This window comes from Micromonospora sp. AMSO1212t (assembly GCF_008868145.1).
Taxonomy (GTDB): domain Bacteria; phylum Actinomycetota; class Actinomycetes; order Mycobacteriales; family Micromonosporaceae; genus Micromonospora; species Micromonospora tulbaghiae.
Genome location: NZ_WBKS01000014.1, coordinates 61141 through 75138, shown reverse-complemented (window position 1 = coordinate 75138; position 13998 = coordinate 61141). Strand labels below are relative to the sequence as shown.

General features: G+C 74.1%; 17 protein-coding genes. 6 read left to right on the top strand and 11 right to left on the bottom strand.

The genetic code is table 11. From position 1 onward, the window contains the following. From F8279_RS06700 to thrS, 4 genes are all read right to left on the bottom strand, one after another. Positions 1-996: aldo/keto reductase (locus F8279_RS06700; RefSeq protein WP_151499401.1), on the bottom strand; the 996-nt coding region annotated here is incomplete at its 3' end. Positions 997-1184: 188 nt separating this feature from the next. Next, positions 1185-1802, bottom strand: a complete 618-nt coding sequence (locus F8279_RS06695) for a hypothetical protein (RefSeq protein ID WP_151499400.1) — start codon at positions 1800-1802, stop codon at positions 1185-1187. 32 nt (positions 1803-1834) lie between these two features. Beyond that, a complete protein-coding gene (locus tag F8279_RS06690) occupies positions 1835-2350 on the bottom strand; it encodes an HIT domain-containing protein (RefSeq protein ID WP_175438809.1) in 516 nt (171 codons plus the stop codon). Between the two features lie 119 nt (positions 2351-2469). After that, positions 2470-4488: a threonine--tRNA ligase gene (gene thrS / locus F8279_RS06685; protein ID WP_151499399.1), complete on the bottom strand. Its 2019-nt coding sequence runs from the start codon at positions 4486-4488 to the stop codon at positions 2470-2472. A gap of 203 nt (positions 4489-4691) precedes the next feature. On the opposite strand from thrS, the gene F8279_RS06680 reads away from it, so the two are divergent. Next, positions 4692-5543 (top strand): YcnI family protein, encoded by an 852-nt coding sequence (locus F8279_RS06680; protein ID WP_225853160.1) that lies wholly within the window; start codon positions 4692-4694, stop codon positions 5541-5543. A gap of 90 nt (positions 5544-5633) precedes the next feature. Here the strand turns inward: F8279_RS06680 and F8279_RS06675 are convergent, their stop codons facing one another. Next, positions 5634-6563, bottom strand: coding sequence for an ADP-ribosylglycohydrolase family protein (locus F8279_RS06675; RefSeq protein ID WP_151499398.1), 930 nt, complete (start codon positions 6561-6563; stop codon positions 5634-5636). A 73-nt stretch (positions 6564-6636) separates the two neighbouring features. Between F8279_RS06675 and F8279_RS06670 the strand changes: the two genes are divergently transcribed. From F8279_RS06670 to F8279_RS06660, 3 genes are all read left to right on the top strand, one after another. Then, positions 6637-7326, top strand: coding sequence for a response regulator transcription factor (locus F8279_RS06670; RefSeq protein ID WP_013285422.1), 690 nt, complete (start codon positions 6637-6639; stop codon positions 7324-7326). Positions 7327-7355: 29 nt separating this feature from the next. Next, positions 7356-8747 (top strand): HAMP domain-containing sensor histidine kinase, encoded by a 1392-nt coding sequence (locus tag F8279_RS06665; protein WP_192580642.1) that lies wholly within the window; start codon positions 7356-7358, stop codon positions 8745-8747. 234 nt (positions 8748-8981) lie between these two features. Further along, entirely contained in the window at positions 8982-9257 is a 276-nt protein-coding gene (locus F8279_RS06660; protein ID WP_151499396.1) for a hypothetical protein, read from the top strand. On the opposite strand, the gene F8279_RS06655 is transcribed toward F8279_RS06660, so the two are convergent. Both F8279_RS06655 and F8279_RS06650 read right to left on the bottom strand, forming a co-directional pair. Next, positions 9214-10239, bottom strand: a complete 1026-nt coding sequence (locus F8279_RS06655) for an adenosine deaminase (protein WP_091424067.1) — start codon at positions 10237-10239, stop codon at positions 9214-9216. The two genes, F8279_RS06660 and F8279_RS06655, sit on opposite strands and share 44 nt — an antisense overlap. Then, the gene (locus tag F8279_RS06650) at positions 10236-11027 is read right to left on the bottom strand and encodes a trans-aconitate 2-methyltransferase (RefSeq protein ID WP_151499395.1); all 792 of its coding nucleotides are present in this window, start codon (positions 11025-11027) and stop codon (positions 10236-10238) included. The genes F8279_RS06655 and F8279_RS06650 overlap by 4 nt, the downstream gene beginning before the upstream one ends. An 84-nt stretch (positions 11028-11111) precedes the next feature. On the opposite strand from F8279_RS06650, the gene F8279_RS06645 reads away from it, so the two are divergent. Both F8279_RS06645 and F8279_RS06640 read left to right on the top strand, forming a co-directional pair. Next, positions 11112-12095 (top strand): aldo/keto reductase, encoded by a 984-nt coding sequence (locus tag F8279_RS06645; RefSeq protein WP_091424059.1) that lies wholly within the window; start codon positions 11112-11114, stop codon positions 12093-12095. Positions 12096-12177: 82 nt separating this feature from the next. Beyond that, on the top strand, positions 12178-12369 hold the full coding sequence (locus F8279_RS06640; RefSeq protein WP_091424056.1) for a hypothetical protein: 192 nt from the start codon (positions 12178-12180) through the stop codon (positions 12367-12369). Positions 12370-12451: 82 nt separating this feature from the next. On the opposite strand, the gene F8279_RS06635 is transcribed toward F8279_RS06640, so the two are convergent. The 4 genes from F8279_RS06635 to F8279_RS06620 all read right to left on the bottom strand — a co-directional run bounded on the left by F8279_RS06635 (position 12452) and on the right by F8279_RS06620 (position 13985). After that, on the bottom strand, positions 12452-12655 hold the full coding sequence (locus F8279_RS06635) for a cold-shock protein (RefSeq protein WP_091424054.1): 204 nt from the start codon (positions 12653-12655) through the stop codon (positions 12452-12454). 288 nt (positions 12656-12943) lie between these two features. Then, complete coding sequence (locus tag F8279_RS06630; RefSeq protein WP_091424052.1) at positions 12944-13216, bottom strand: DUF4235 domain-containing protein; 273 nt, start codon at positions 13214-13216, stop codon at positions 12944-12946. Beyond that, the gene (locus F8279_RS06625; RefSeq protein WP_013285415.1) at positions 13213-13554 is read right to left on the bottom strand and encodes a DUF3618 domain-containing protein; all 342 of its coding nucleotides are present in this window, start codon (positions 13552-13554) and stop codon (positions 13213-13215) included. Before F8279_RS06625 ends, F8279_RS06630 begins: the two co-directional genes overlap by 4 nt. Next, the gene (locus F8279_RS06620) at positions 13551-13985 is read right to left on the bottom strand and encodes a phage holin family protein (protein ID WP_013474843.1); all 435 of its coding nucleotides are present in this window, start codon (positions 13983-13985) and stop codon (positions 13551-13553) included. Before F8279_RS06620 ends, F8279_RS06625 begins: the two co-directional genes overlap by 4 nt. Between the last annotated feature and the right edge of the window lie 13 nt (positions 13986-13998).

Genomic DNA, 13998 nt, shown 5'->3' with positions numbered 1-13998 from the left:
GGCCGGGCGTACCGCCGCCAACTGCCGCTCCACCTCGGCGAAGTGGTCCGGGGCGAGCGGGCCCCGGACCAGCGCGGCCGCGTTCTCCTCGACCTGGGCCACGGTCCGGGCGCCGGGGATCGGCACGGCCCTGTCGCTGCGCGCCCAGATCCACCCGATCGCCCCCTGCGCGAGGGTGCGCCCGTCGGCGGTCAGCGCGTCGCGCACGGCGGCGACCCGGCGCAGCCACTCCGGGGCGGGCCGGCCGCTGCGGAACCACTCCAGCCAGGTCGGCCCGAGTCCGCGTACGTCGTCGCGGGGCAGCGTGGACTCCGGCGTGTACTTGCCGGTGAGCAGACCCATTCCGAGCGGCCCCCGGGCCAGGCTGGCCAGGTCGTGCTTGTCGCAGGCGTCGAGCATGGCCGGGGCGTCCCGGAGCACCGACAGCGCGTGCTGCACGGCGGCGGCGCCGCGGGCGACCTGGGCGAAGGCGGCGGCCCGGTCGGCCCGGTCGGTGCTCCACCCGTACGAGCGGACCAGGCCGGCGTCGACCAGGTCGTCGAGCGTGCCGACGAGTGCCTCGGCCCGGGGCAGCGGCAGGTCGCCGAGGTGCAGTTGGTAGAGGTCGATCCAGTCGGTGCCCAGCCGGCGCAGCGAGTCGGTCACCGCCCGGCGCAGGTAGTGCGGGGAGGCGTTCTCCCCGGTGGCCTGCCGGGCGCGCTCGTCGAACGTGTAGCCGAACTTCGTGGCGATCACCGCCTCGTCGCGCCGGCCGGCGAGCGCCCGCCCGAGCACCCGCTCGCCGTGCCCGGCGCCGTACGTGTCGGCGGTGTCGAACAGCGTGACGCCGAGGTCGAGCGCGCGGCGGACGGCGCGTACCGACTCGTCGTCGTCGACTTGGCCCCAGCCCAGCGGGCGGGCGCCCTCGGCCCACGGGCCGCCGATCGCCCAGCAGCCCATGCCGAGGGCGCTCACCTCGATGCCGCTGCGCCCCAACTGTCGCTTGTCGACTGCCACCGCCGCATCCTGTCATCTTCCGGGCACCCGCGGGCCGATTCGTCACCTCACCGTGCGGCCCCGGTGACGCATCGTGGCCCCCGCGCCGACGGTCGTGCTGGAGAGCGATATACCCCAGAGTCATAGATATGACCAGGAGTCATATCGCTCCGAGGTGGTCCTCTCGGCCGGAGATGTGCCGGAAGACCTCAGCGGGCGTAGGCCAGCAGCACCGGCGCGTCCTGGCCCGGCCAGGCACCGGTGAGCCCGCCGGTCGCCGGGACGTCGGCCGGTACGGGCCGCCGGACCAGCGCCAGCTCGACGCCTCCGCCCCGGACCGCCGTGACGGGACCGACGGCCGGAGCACCGGCCGCCGAGCCACCGTCGGAAGAACCACGGCTGCCCGACAGCGTCATGCTCGCCGGGCGCACCTCGCGCTTCCCGTCGGCCTCGAAGTACTCCTCGGCCTGCCCGGCGTCGGCGAGCACGGCGGCGGCCAGCAACGGCGCGTACACCGGGTCGCCGCAGGCGTCGTACACCCAGCGGCGGCCGAGCACCGAGTGCTCGACGAGGCCGACGAAGAAGTCGTCCGCCCCGTCCAGCGGCGCGCCCCGGTAGGTCAGCGGCACCTGGAGCACCGGGCCGTCACCGGCGCGGACGAGCAGTGTCTCGACGCCGACCTCGCCGGCCGGGTCGTCGAACCGGTACGCCGCGACGCGGGTGACCTCCGCGCCCGCCTCGCCGGCGAACCAGGACCGGCCGGGCAGCCAGGGTACGAGCAGCTCCAGTTTCGAGGGGCGCAGTTCCGCGCGGTGCAGGAGGGCCATGCGCAAGATCGTACTGTCGGAACGGTCCGCCGTCAGGCCGCCGCCCACGCCTTGGCGAGCAGTTCCCGGGTGTCGGCGAGCAGCTGCGGCAGCACCTTCGTCCGGCCGATCACCGGCATGAAGTTGGCGTCGCCGCCCCAGCGCGGCACCACGTGCTGGTGCAGGTGCGCGGCGATGCCCGCGCCCGCCACGCCGCCCTGGTTCATGCCCAGGTTGAAGCCGTGCGCGCTGGAGACGTGCCGGACCACCCGCATGGCGGCCTTGGTGAACGCGGCAAGCTCGACCGTCTCCGGCTCGTCCAGCTCGGTGTAGTCGGCCACGTGCCGGTAGGGGCAGACCAGCAGGTGCCCGGGGTTGTACGGGTACAGGTTGAGCACCGCGAAGACGTGCTCACCCCGGGCCACCACCAGGCTCTCCTCCGCCGGCAGCCCGGGTGCCAGGCAGAACGGGCAGCCGGTCGGCTTCTCGTACCCGCCCTCGGGCCGGTCCTCGCCGGAGATGTAGGTCATCCGGTGCGGCGTCCAGAGCCGGTCCAGCCCGTCCGCCAGACCGTTGTCGCCGCCGTACCCGGTGTCCCGCTCCGCCCCTGTCACACAGGCGATCCTACGATCCGGGCCGGGCCGCCGCCGAACCGCGCCGCCGCCCCGGCGGCGCGGTCGCGGACCGTCTACTCGGCGGCGGTGGCGGTGGGGCCGGCGTTGGTGCGGGACTCCACCACCTCGCGGACGTGCGCCACCGCCTCGTCGATCGGTACGCCGTTGCGCTGCGAGCCGTCGCGGTAGCGGAACGAGACGGTGCCGGCGGCCACGTCGTCGTCCCCGGCGATCACCATGAACGGGATCTTCTGCTGCTGCGCGTTGCGGATCTTCTTCTGCATCCGGTCGTCGCCCAGGTCCACCTCGGCGCGGATGCCGTGCCGGCGCAGCGTCGCGGTGAAGTCGGCCAGGTAGTCGCCGTGCTCCTCGCGGATCGGGATGCCGACCACCTGCACCGGCGCCAGCCAGGCCGGGAACGCGCCCGCGTAGTGCTCGGTGAGCACGCCGATGAACCGCTCGATCGACCCGAACTTGGCGCAGTGGATCATCACCGGCTGCTGCCGGGTGCCGTCGGCGGCCTGGTACTCCAGCCCGAAGCCCTTGGGCTGGTTGAAGTCGTACTGGATGGTCGACATCTGCCAGGTCCGGCCGATCGCGTCCTTGGCCTGCACCGAGATCTTCGGGCCGTAGAACGCCGCGCCGCCCGGGTCCGGCACCAGCTCGAGGCCGGTCTCCAGCGCGCACTGCTCCAGCACGGCGGTGGCCGTCGCCCAGTCGGAGTCGGAGCCGACGAACTTGTCCGGCCGGGAGTCGTCGCGGGTCGACAGCTCCAGGTAGAAGTCGTCGATGCCGAAGTCGCGCAGCAGGCTGAGCACGAAGCCGAGCAGGTGCTTGATCTCGGCCGGCGCCTGCTCCTTCGTGCAGTAGGAGTGCGAGTCGTCCTGGGTGAAGCCGCGCACCCGGGTCAGGCCGTGGATCACACCCGACTTCTCGTACCGGTAGACCGACCCGAACTCGAACAGCCGCAGCGGCAGCTGCCGGTAGGACCGCCCGCGCGACCGGTAGATCAGGTTGTGCATCGGGCAGTTCATGGCCTTGAGGTAGTAGTCGCTGCCCTCCATCTCCATCGGCGGGAACATCGTGTCCTTGTAGTAGGGCAGGTGTCCCGAGGTGTGGAAGAGACCTTCCTTGGAGATGTGCGGCGTGCCGACGTAGTCGAAGCCCTCCTCGATGTGGCGCGCCCGGACGTAGTCCTCCATCACCCGCTTGAGCACGCCGCCCTTGGGGTGGAACACCGGCAGGCCGGACCCGATCTCGTCGGGGAAGCTGAACAGGTCGAGGTCCGCGCCGAGCTTGCGGTGGTCGCGGCGGGCGGCCTCCTCCAGCAGCTTCAGGTACGCCTTGAGCTCGTCCCGGGTCGGCCACGCGGTGCCGTAGACGCGCTGGAGCTGCGGGTTCTTCTCCGACCCGCGCCAGTACGCGGCGGCCGAGCGCATCAGCTTGAACGCGCCGATCAGCCGGGTGTTCGGCAGGTGCGGGCCGCGGCACAGGTCCGACCAGCAGACCTTGTCCTCGTTCGCGGCGAGGTTGTCGTAGATGGTCAGCTCGCCGCCGCCCACCTCCATCACCTCGGAGGAGTCCAGCCCTTCCCCCTTGACGTCGATCAGCTCCAGCTTGAACGGCTCGGCGGCCAGCTCGGCCCGCGCCTCGTCCAGGTCGGCGAACCGGCGGCGGCGGAACCGCTGGCCGGACTTGACGATCTCCTGCATGCGCTTCTCGAGCTTGGCCAGGTCGTCCGGCTGGAACGGCTTGTCGACGCCGAAGTCGTAGTAGAAGCCGTTCTCGATCGGCGGGCCGATGCCGAGCTTCGCGTCGGGGAAGACGTCCTGCACCGCCTGGGCCAGCACGTGTGCGGTGGAGTGGCGCAGCACGTTCAACCCGTCCGGGCTGTCCAGGGTGACCGGGTCGACCGCGACGTCCTCGGCCGGGCGCCAGTCCAGGTCGCGGAGCTGGCCCTGCGGATCGCGGACCACCACGATCGCCTTCGGCCCGCTCGTCGGCAGGCCGGCCGCGGCCACCGCGTCGGCCGCCGTGGTCCCGGCGGCGACGACGACGGGGTCGGCCACGACGGGGGTACGGGGTGCGGACACGGTGACTCCTGTCGTCGACGATACGGAAGGGCCGGTGACCGGCCCCTGCGATGCTATCGGTCGCCCGGACCCGGACCGCCGCCGACGCCGGTGCCCGTCCTCGGCGAGTTCCGTGCCGTGTTGAACCTTTTCGCCCCGCCGCCCGAACTACCAGGTGGGGCCGGAGCCGGAGCCGGCCCCAGCCGAGAAGGATGGGGACGACCATGAGGATGACCCGTCAGGGCCGGTGGGCGGCTGCGCTGCTGGCGGCCGTACTCGCCGGGGCGGTGAGCTGGCCGGGCGCGGCGAACGCGGCCGGGGTGACCGTCACGACCTCGCCCGCCCAGGTACGCCAGGGCGACGCGATCGAACTGTCGGTGCTGGTGCCGGCGGACAGGCCCGGCACGCGGACCACCCGGATCGAGCTGACCATGCCCGCCGACGCCCCGATCGGCGAGGTGTACCCGCTGTCGGTGCCGGACTGGGCGCCGACCATCACCACCCGCACGCTCGACCAGCCCGTCCCCGGCATGCACGCGGCCGAACTGAACCAGGTGACCCACGCGGTGAGCTGGCTGCGGATGCCCGGCACCGGCACCGGGCCGGCCCGGCTGCCGCTGGGCATGGGGCCGATGCCCGCCACCGACCGGCTCACGTTCACAGTCGTGCAGACGTACGACGACGGCACCGTGGTCCGGTGGGCGGACCCGGCGGGCGGCGCGCACCCCGCGCCGACGGTCGAGCTGCTGCCGCCGCTGCCGGGCACCGTGACGCACGACGGCGGCGCCGGTACGAACGGCGGCGCGCACGGCGGTCACGGCGCGGCGGGCGGCCCCGGCGCTGCCGGTGGGGCGCAGGGCGGTGCGGCAGGCGACGCGGCACCGGCGGCCGACGACGGACCGAGCGCGGACCTGCTGCTCGGCGGCGGCCTGCTCGCCGGGCTGGCCGGTGGCGCGGCGATCGGCTGGCTGCTCAGTCGCCGCCGGCGCGACACCATGACCCTCCCGCACGACAGCAACGGCGCCCTCGAAGCCGGCGAGCCCGTCACCGCCGGCGCCGTCACCGCGCGTCCCTGACCGCCCCGGGACCACCGAAGATCCTGGTGCGAAAGTGCCCCTGTGAGGGCCCTTTGCCACCAAGATCTCGGGCTCGCCGCGGTGGACCCGTCAGGTGGGGGCGGTGAGCCAAGCGGGCAGCGGCTCGCGGGCGGTCAGCCAGCCCTCCAGCACGCCGCCGGGCCTGCCGATCCCGGTGTACGCGGCCACGATCCCGCCCACGATGGCGGCTGTGGTGTCTACGTCCCCGCCCGCCTCCACGCAGGCGCGGATCGCGGCGGGGTAGTCGTGCAGCAGCGTGGCGGCGACCCAGAGCGTGAACGGGACGGTGTCCTGCGCGGTGACCCGGGAGCCGTTGCCGAGCGCGTCGGCCGCCTCGGCGGCGGAGTGTCCGAGCAACGCGGCGGCCCGGCGTGCCCCCCGGTGCACCTCACCGGCCGGGTCGAGCGCCCCGGCGACGGCGGTGAGCAGCCGGGCCGGGTCGGGCCGGCCGCCGTCGAGGCGGGCCCGGGCGGCGAGCGAGGCGGCGACCGCCACAGCCACCGCACCGGCGACGCCCTCCGGGTGGGCGTGGGTCACCTCGGCGGAGGCGCGAGCCTGCTCGGCGGCGCGCCGGGTGGAGTCGGCGTGCCAGGCGCCGAGTGGCGCGACGCGCATGGCCGCGCCGTTGCCGCAGGAGCCCTGCCCGTCGAAGGCGGAAGCGGCGGCCACCGGCCACGGTGTGCCGGTGCGGATCAGCCGCAGGATCGTCACCGCGCCGGGCCCGTACCCGCGGTACGGCTCGCAGCGCTGCGCGAACGCCAGCGCCAGCCGGTCCCGGTCGATGCGGCCGGCGGCGGCCAGCTCGGCCACCACCGAGCAGGCCATCTCGGTGTCGTCGGTCCACTCCCACGGCGGCGCGGGCAGCCGGCCGGCGGCGAGGTCGTCCGGGCGCCGGCCGGGGACGAAGAACTGGGAGCCGAGGGCGTCGCCCACCGACAGGCCGGCCAGCGCGTCGCGGGCGAGCGCGAGGCGGGTGTCGGGGAAGAGCGTGAACGTCATCGCCGTCCCAGCTTGCCCGCTTCCGCGGACCGCCGCAACGCGACCGGCTTGCCACGCCGAGTACGGTGCTGACGTGGCAACCGTCCTGCTGGTCGAAGACGACCACGTCGTGCGCGGCGCCATGCTGCGGTCGCTGACCGACCGGGGGCACGCGGTGCACGCCGTCGGCACCGCGCTGGACGCGCTGCGCCGGGTCGCCGCGGAGACACCCGATCTCGTGGTGCTCGATCTCGGTCTGCCCGATTTGGACGGCTCGGACGCGCTGCGCATGCTGCGCGGCATCACCGACGTGCCGATCATCATCGCCACCGCCCGCGACGACGAGCAGTCGGTGGTACGGCTGCTGCGCGCCGGGGCGGACGACTACATGGTCAAGCCGTTCACCGGGGCGCACCTGGACGCCCGGATCACCACTGTGTTGCGCCGGGCCGGCCGGGCCAGCCGTACCGTGGCTCCGGCCGTGCACACGGTCGGCGGCCTGCGCGTGGACGTGGGCGAGCGCAGCGCGGTGCTGGACGGGGAGGCGCTGGCCCTGACCCGCAAGGAATTCGACCTGCTGGCGTATCTCGCCGCACGTCCCGGCCGGGTAGTGTCCCGGCGGGAACTCTTGGAGGAGGTATGGCGGCAGCCATCGGTCGGCGAGGACCAGACCATCGACGTTCACCTGTACTGGCTCCGCCGCAAAATGGGCGAGTCCGCGGCGAAGCCGCGTTACCTGCGCACCGTGCGGGGGGTCGGCTTCCGGCTGGTGGCGCCGGACTGAGGCTCACGCTCGCCGGGCTCACCGCCGGCCTGTGCGGCCTGATCGCGCTCGCCTTCCTCGTCCCGCTCGGGCTCACCCTCGCCGACCGGACGCGGGAGGCGGAGCTGGCCGACGCCGCCCGACGGGCCGCGCTGGTGACCGGCGCGCTGGCGGTCAGCACGGACACCGCGACGATCGAACGGGCGGTGGCCGCCGCGGCCGGCGACGATCCGGCCCTGCGTCCGGTCGTGCACGGCATCGGCGCGGACGAGTCGGCCGGCCGGGCGAACGCGCGCGTGCTGGCCGACGCCGCCGCGCAGCGGCGTTCGGTGGTGACCGAGGTGGACGGCGGGGTGCTGCGGCTGGACCCGGTGGTGCTCGGTGACCGGGTCGCCGTGGTGGAGGTCTTCGTCCCCGACGAGGTGCTCGACTCCGGCGAGGGCGGGCGGTGGCTGCTGCTGCTCGCGATCGGCCTGGCGCTGGTCGGCGCGGCGGTCGCGGTGGTCGACCGGGTGGCGGCCCGGGCCGTGGACGCCACCGGCGACCTGGTCAAGGCGGCGCTCGCGGTGGGCGACGGCGAGCTGGGGGTACGGGTCGAGCCGACCGGCCCGCGTGAGCTGGCCGAGGCCGGGCACGCGTTCAACCGGATGACGGAACGGCTGGTGGCGCTGCGCGCCGACGAGCACGAACTGGTCGCCGACCTGTCGCACCGGCTGCGTACGCCGCTGACCGCGCTGCGGCTGGACGCCGAGGCGCTGGAGTCCGACGACACGAGCATCGGCACGTTCAGTGAGGCGGAGCTGGACCGGCGGCGCGGCATCCGGCGTATCCGGCAGGCGATCGTCACTCTGGAGGGCGAGGTCGACCAGCTCATCAAGACGACCCGCAAGGCGGTCGCCCAGGAGACCGCGCCGGCGTCGTGCGACGTGAGCGAGGTGGTCCGGGACCGGATGGTCTTCTGGTCGGCGCTGGCCGGGGACCAGAACCGGCCGCACCGGGTGGTCGGCGCGCAGTTGCGGATCCCGGCGCCGGTGCCCCGCGCCGAGCTGGCCGCCGCGCTGGACGCGGTGATCGGCAACGTGTTCCGGTACACGCCGCAGGGCACCGCGTTCGAGGTGGCGGTGAGCCGCCGGGACGGCTGGGTGGCGATCCGCATCGACGACGCCGGGCCGGGCATCGCCGACCCGGACCGGGCGTTGCGGCGGGGCGAGAGCGACAAGGGCTCCACCGGGCTCGGACTGGACATCGCCAAGCGGGTCGCGTTGCAGGCGAACGGTTCGGTGAGCATCGACCGGGCCCGGCTCGGCGGGGCGAGCGTGGTGATGCTGCTGGCCGACCCGGACGCGGCGCCCCGGCCGGTGAACCGGTTCGGGCTGGTCGGGCGGATGGCCCGGGAGGCACGCGAGCCGCGTCCCGGGCGGCGCTGGCCGCGCCCGCGCTGACCCCCGTGGCTGTGTACGGGCGCAAGTTCTCCTTAAAGGTGGTTTAACGACGGCCGAAAAACCGGCGTGAACTGTCAGGATCGCTGACAGAACCCATCAGTTCCGTCGGCCGGGACGCCCCGTAAGACCTTCCGGCCGACGGATCATGCGCGCGGCGGGAGTCCGGTCCCCCCACACCTCGCTCCCGTCGCGCGCGCTCTCTCCCCCGTCGATCCCGGGCGCGAGGTGACCGTCATGCCACCGGCCGTCAGTCGTCTGCTCCGCTGGGCCGCCGTCATCGGCCTGGGCGTCGCGCTCACGCTCGCGGCCTGGCAGGATCCGGTGCTCGCGCACGGTCCCGTCCGGCCCGCGCCCGTGGCTCCCGGCCCCGCCGCCGCGCTGTCCGCGCTGGCGCTGTCCGGGCTGCTGCTGACCGCGCGGCGCCGGCCGCCCCGGTTGTCCCGGCGGCCGGCGCCGGTACGGCCGCTCAGCGCGCCGCGCTCGCCAGGTACGCGTCGATCTCGGCGGTGATCCGGGCCTGCTCGGCCGGTGCCAGGAACGCCGCGGCGACCGCGTCGCGGGCCAGCGCGGCCACCCCGTCCGGGCCGAGTCGCAGCAGCCGGGCGGCCACCGCGTACTCGTCGTTGAGCGTGGTGCCGAACATCGGCGGGTCGTCGGAGTTGATGCTGATCGGCACGCCGGCGTCGACCAGCCGGGGCAGCGGGTGCTCGTCCAGGCTCGGTACGGCCCGCGTGCGCACGTTGGAGGTCGGCGAGATCTCCAGCGGGATGCGCTGCTCGGCGAGGTGGGCCAGCAGCGCCGGGTCCTGCGCGGCGGAGATGCCGTGGCCGATCCGTTCGGCGCCCAGCTCGCGCAGCGCGTCCCAGATCGTCTCCGGGCCGGTGGTCTCGCCGGCGTGCGGGACCGAGCGCAGCCCGGCGGCCCGGGCCTGGTCGAACCAGGGCTTGAACTGCGGCCGGGGCACCCCGATCTCGGGGCCGCCGAGGCCGAAGCTGATCAGCCCGTCCGGTCGTTCGTCGAGCGCGATCCGCAGCGTCTGCTCGGCGGCGGGCAGCCCGGCCTCGCCGGGGATGTCGAAGCACCAGCGCAGCGCGATGCCGAAGTCGGCCTCGGCGCGCTTGCGGGCGTCCTCGATCGCCTCGCAGAACGCCGGGGCCGGGATGCCGCGGTTGACGTGCGAGTACGGCGTGACGGTCAGCTCGGCGTAGCGGACCTGCTGGCGGGCCAGTTCCCGGGCGACCTCGTGGGTGAGCAGCCAGACGTCGTCGGCGTCGCGGATCAGGTCCACCACGCTGAGGTAGACCTCGATGAAGTGGGCGAAGTCGCGGAACGCGAAGTAGTCGGCGAGCGCCTCCGGGTCGGCCGGGACAGGGCTGCGTCCCTCGTGCCGGGCGGCCAGCTCGGCGACGATCCGGGGCGAGGCCGAGCCGACGTGGTGCACGTGCAGCTCCACCTTGGGCAGTCCGGCGATGAAGGTGGGCAGGTCGGTCACGAGTTCTCCTCTGCGCGGGCGCCGGTACGCGCCACCATGAAGATCCGGCGGAACGGGAAGTACACCTGACCCTGCCGCACCGGGTACGCCTGCGCGAGCCGTACCCCCAGCTCGGCGCGGAAGGCGGCCCAGCCGGCGGCGTCCAGCGCGGCGCGGACCGGGCGCAGCGCCGTGCCCTCCATCCAGGCCAGCACCGGATGGCCGGTGCCGGTGGCGGGCAGCAGATGCACGTACGTAGTCTCCCAAGCGTCGACCGCGCAGCCCGCGTCGGTCAGCAGCGTGGCGTAGCCGACCGGCTCGTCGACTGGTGCCTCGCGCAGCTTTCCGGCGAGCGCGTCGCGCCACCGGTCCTCCGCGGCGACGGAGCGCAGCAGCCGGTGCGAGGGAGCGTCGAAGTTGCCGGGCACCTGGAACGCCATCCACGCGCCGGTCGGCAACGCGCCCGCCCAGCGGCGGAGCAGGTCGCGGTGTTCGGGCACCCACTGGAGCACGGCGTTGCCGACCAGCACGTCCACGTCCGGCTCCGGCCGCCAGTCGCGGACGTCGCCGACGGCGTACGTGACCGGGCCGCCCTCGGCGCTCGCCCGTTCGATCATCTCCGGGGAGGAGTCGAGGCCGGTGATCCGGCTGGCGGGCCAGCGGCCGGCGAGCGTGGCGGTGAGGGTGCCGGGGCCGCAGCCGAGGTCGACCACGGCGCGCGGGTGCGCGGCGCCGACGCGGGCCAGCAGGTCGTGGAAGGGCCGGGAGCGCTCGTCGCCGTAGCGCAGGTAGGTGCGCGGATCCCACATGACAGCCTCCAAACCGTACGTACGTCTTGCTAGACCGTACGGCCCGCCGCGCGCGACGGCAACCCGCTCACTAGGCTCGACCGGGTGGAACAGCGCAGCTTCGACCGGCTCGGCCGGCACGTCGGCATCATCGGACTCGGCGCGTGGCAGCTCGGCGCGGACTGGGGCGAGGTCAGCGAGGACGCGGCGCTCGCCGTGCTCGCCGCCGCCGTCGACGCGGGCGTCACCTTCCTGGACACCGCCGACGTGTACGGCGACGGCCGCAGCGAGGCCCTGATCGGCCGGTTCCTGCGCTCCCGCCCCGGACACGGGCTGACGGTGGCGACCAAGATGGGCCGCCGGGTGGAGCAGACGCCCGAGGCGTACACCCTCGACAATTTCCGGGCCTGGACCGACAGGTCCCGCGCCAACCTCGGCGTCGACACGCTCGACCTGGTGCAACTGCACTGCCCGCCCACCGCCGTCTTCGCCGACGACCGGGTCTTCGACGCGCTGGACACGCTCGTCGCCGAGGGTCGCGTGGCCGGGTACGGCGTCAGCGTGGAGACCTGCGACCAGGCGCTCACGGCCATCGCCCGGCCCGGTGTGGCCAGCGTGCAGATCATCCTCAACGCGGTCCGGCACAAGCCCCTGGAGCAGGTGCTGCCCGCCGCCGCTGCCGCCGGAGTCGGGATCATCGCCCGGGTGCCGCTTGCGAGCGGTCTGCTCTCCGGCCGGTACGACGAGAACACCACGTTCCCGGCGAACGACCACCGCACGTTCAACCGGCACGGCGAGTCGTTCGACGTGGGCGAGACGTTCTCCGGCGTCGACTACGACAGCGGCCTGGCCGCGGTACGCCGGCTCGCGCCGCTGGTCGGCGACGACCGCACGATGGCGCAGTTCGCGCTGCGATGGATCCTCGACCAGCCCGGCGTGACGGTGGTGATCCCCGGCGCCCGCTCCCCAGAGCAGGCACGGCGCAACGCCGAGGCGGCCGGGCAGCCGGCACTGACCGAGGTGGAGCTGGCCGCGGTGCGGGCCACCTACGACGAGCTGATCCGCCCGCAGGTGCACGACCGGTGGTGAGCCGGCCGGCCGGCGCGGCATCGCCGGGCGCTCGCGGCGGCGGGCATGCTGGAGCGGGACTGTCGTCGTCGGAGGGGGAACGATGAGGGGTTGGTTCCGGCTCACCCTGGGGCTGCTCGCCGTGGTGCTCGGTGCGCTGTGGACGGTGCTGGGCCTCGGGTACGTCGAGGGCAGCGCGATCAGCGATCAGCGGATCTGGGCGCTGGCCGGGCCGGTGCTCGTCCTGTTCGGACTGGCCGGGCTCTGGTGGGGCATGCGGGCACGGCGCCGCTGAGGCGCCGGGCACGGCGAAGCCCCGCCTCCCGTGCGGGATGCGGGGCTTCCGGCACCGGCCGGCGCGGCCGGTGCGGTGAGACTCAGATGGGGCGGACCTGCTCGGCCTGCGGACCCTTCTGACCCTGGGCGATCTCGAACTCCACCCGCTGGTTCTCCTCCAGCGTGCGGTAGCCGCTGGACTGGATGGCCGAGAAGTGGACGAACACGTCAGCACCCCCGCCGTCGACGGTGATGAAGCCGAAGCCCTTGTCAGCGTTGAACCACTTCACGGTTCCCTGCGCCATGTGTATCTCCTTCTAAAACTGGCGGCCGAGCACGCCGTGCGGCCGATTGGCCGTTTTCGAGCAGCGGCGCCTGAGGCGGCCCCCAATGCAGGAGACTTCTCTCAACCCACGCGTCTCTCAACAGCGTGAGACAGCAAACCACGTACGCAAAAACTTCGCACAGCCTAGCGGACGAAATTCTCCGACATGTGACCTGAAGGTCGCGCGGACGGCGCTGCGCGGCCCTGCCGGAGCCATGCGAAAGGCCCCCTCCCCACGCTCGGGAAAGGGGCCTTTCCGGCCTTTTCGTCAGTCCGGCCAGCGACCGGTCAGCCGGCGTACGCCCACCGCTCCGCCCCGGTCGACGGCGGCCCGCACCACCGCGAAGATGGCCCCCTGCAGGGCCGCGGCGGCCAGCACCTCACCCCAGCGGCGCTCCTCGTCGGTGGCGCTCGGCGCCTCACCGTCGCCCGCCGTCACCTTCCAGACCTGGCGGAAGATCGCTCCGGCGACGGTACCGGCGGCCAGGCCGAGCAGCACCCCCACCGGTCGGTACGCCGCCTTGCCGATCTTCCCGCTCACCTGCGCCTCCCTCGGACGATCACCAGCACAACCGCGGTCACCAGCGCGCCGGCCGCGATGGCCGCCCACGGCAACGGGTTGCGCCCGACCGCCTCACCCTTCTCGTACGCCTGCGCCCGGACCAGCCGGGCCCGCTCCGCCGCCCGCCCGCGCACCCGGGCCGCGGTCAGCGACGCCTGCTCACGCATCCGCGCCTTCGCCGCCTCGGCGGAGTGCCGCACCAGCGCCTTCGGATCGGCCCTGGCCGCGAGCAGCTCCATCGTCTCACCGAGCTCCACCCGGGTCCGGCGGATCTCCTCCCGGAGCGCCGCCACGTCCCCGGTCCCGTTACCGGTCATGCCCGCCTCCCGTCCTTCACCGCGGCGGTGACCGTGTCGACGTCCGCCCGAACGCTGCGGACCGCCGCCTCGGGCACCGGCGGGACGGCACGGCTGACCTGCTTCTTGCCCACCAGCGCCAGGATCCCGGCGAGCAGGAACAGCGCCACCGCCACGATCAGGGCGGCCAGCCACGCCGGCATGACAAGCGCCAGCAGCAGGATCACGGTGGCGACCAGGGCGCCGGCGCCGTAGAGCGCCATCACCCCGCCGCCGCCGAACAGACCGATCCCGATCCCGGCGTGCTTGCCCTTCTGGGTCAGCTCCGCACGGGCCAGGGCCAGCTCGTCCCGCACCAGGCGGGTGACCTGCTCGGTGGCGCGCTGCACCAGTTCGGCGGTGGACGGCTCGCTCCCGGTCCGCGACGTGCTGCGACTCGCGACGTCAGCCATGCTGTCCTCCTTT

Bases quoted from the DNA above. Each gene is read 5' to 3' on its own strand.
- F8279_RS06695 (WP_151499400.1), bottom strand. From the start codon at position 1,802: ATGGCCCTCCTGCACCGCGCGGAACTGCGCCCCTCGAAACTGGAGCTG.
- F8279_RS06620 (WP_013474843.1), bottom strand. From the start codon at position 13,985: ATGGCTGACGTCGCGAGTCGCAGCACGTCGCGGACCGGGAGCGAGCCG.
- F8279_RS06660 (WP_151499396.1), top strand. From the start codon at position 8,982: ATGCCACCGGCCGTCAGTCGTCTGCTCCGCTGGGCCGCCGTCATCGGC.
- F8279_RS06635 (WP_091424054.1), bottom strand. From the start codon at position 12,655: ATGGCGCAGGGAACCGTGAAGTGGTTCAACGCTGACAAGGGCTTCGGC.
- F8279_RS06625 (WP_013285415.1), bottom strand. From the start codon at position 13,554: ATGACCGGTAACGGGACCGGGGACGTGGCGGCGCTCCGGGAGGAGATC.
- F8279_RS06675 (WP_151499398.1), bottom strand. From the start codon at position 6,563: ATGACGTTCACGCTCTTCCCCGACACCCGCCTCGCGCTCGCCCGCGAC.
- F8279_RS06680 (WP_225853160.1), top strand. From the start codon at position 4,692: ATGAGGATGACCCGTCAGGGCCGGTGGGCGGCTGCGCTGCTGGCGGCC.
- F8279_RS06640 (WP_091424056.1), top strand. From the start codon at position 12,178: ATGAGGGGTTGGTTCCGGCTCACCCTGGGGCTGCTCGCCGTGGTGCTC.
- F8279_RS06650 (WP_151499395.1), bottom strand. From the start codon at position 11,027: ATGTGGGATCCGCGCACCTACCTGCGCTACGGCGACGAGCGCTCCCGG.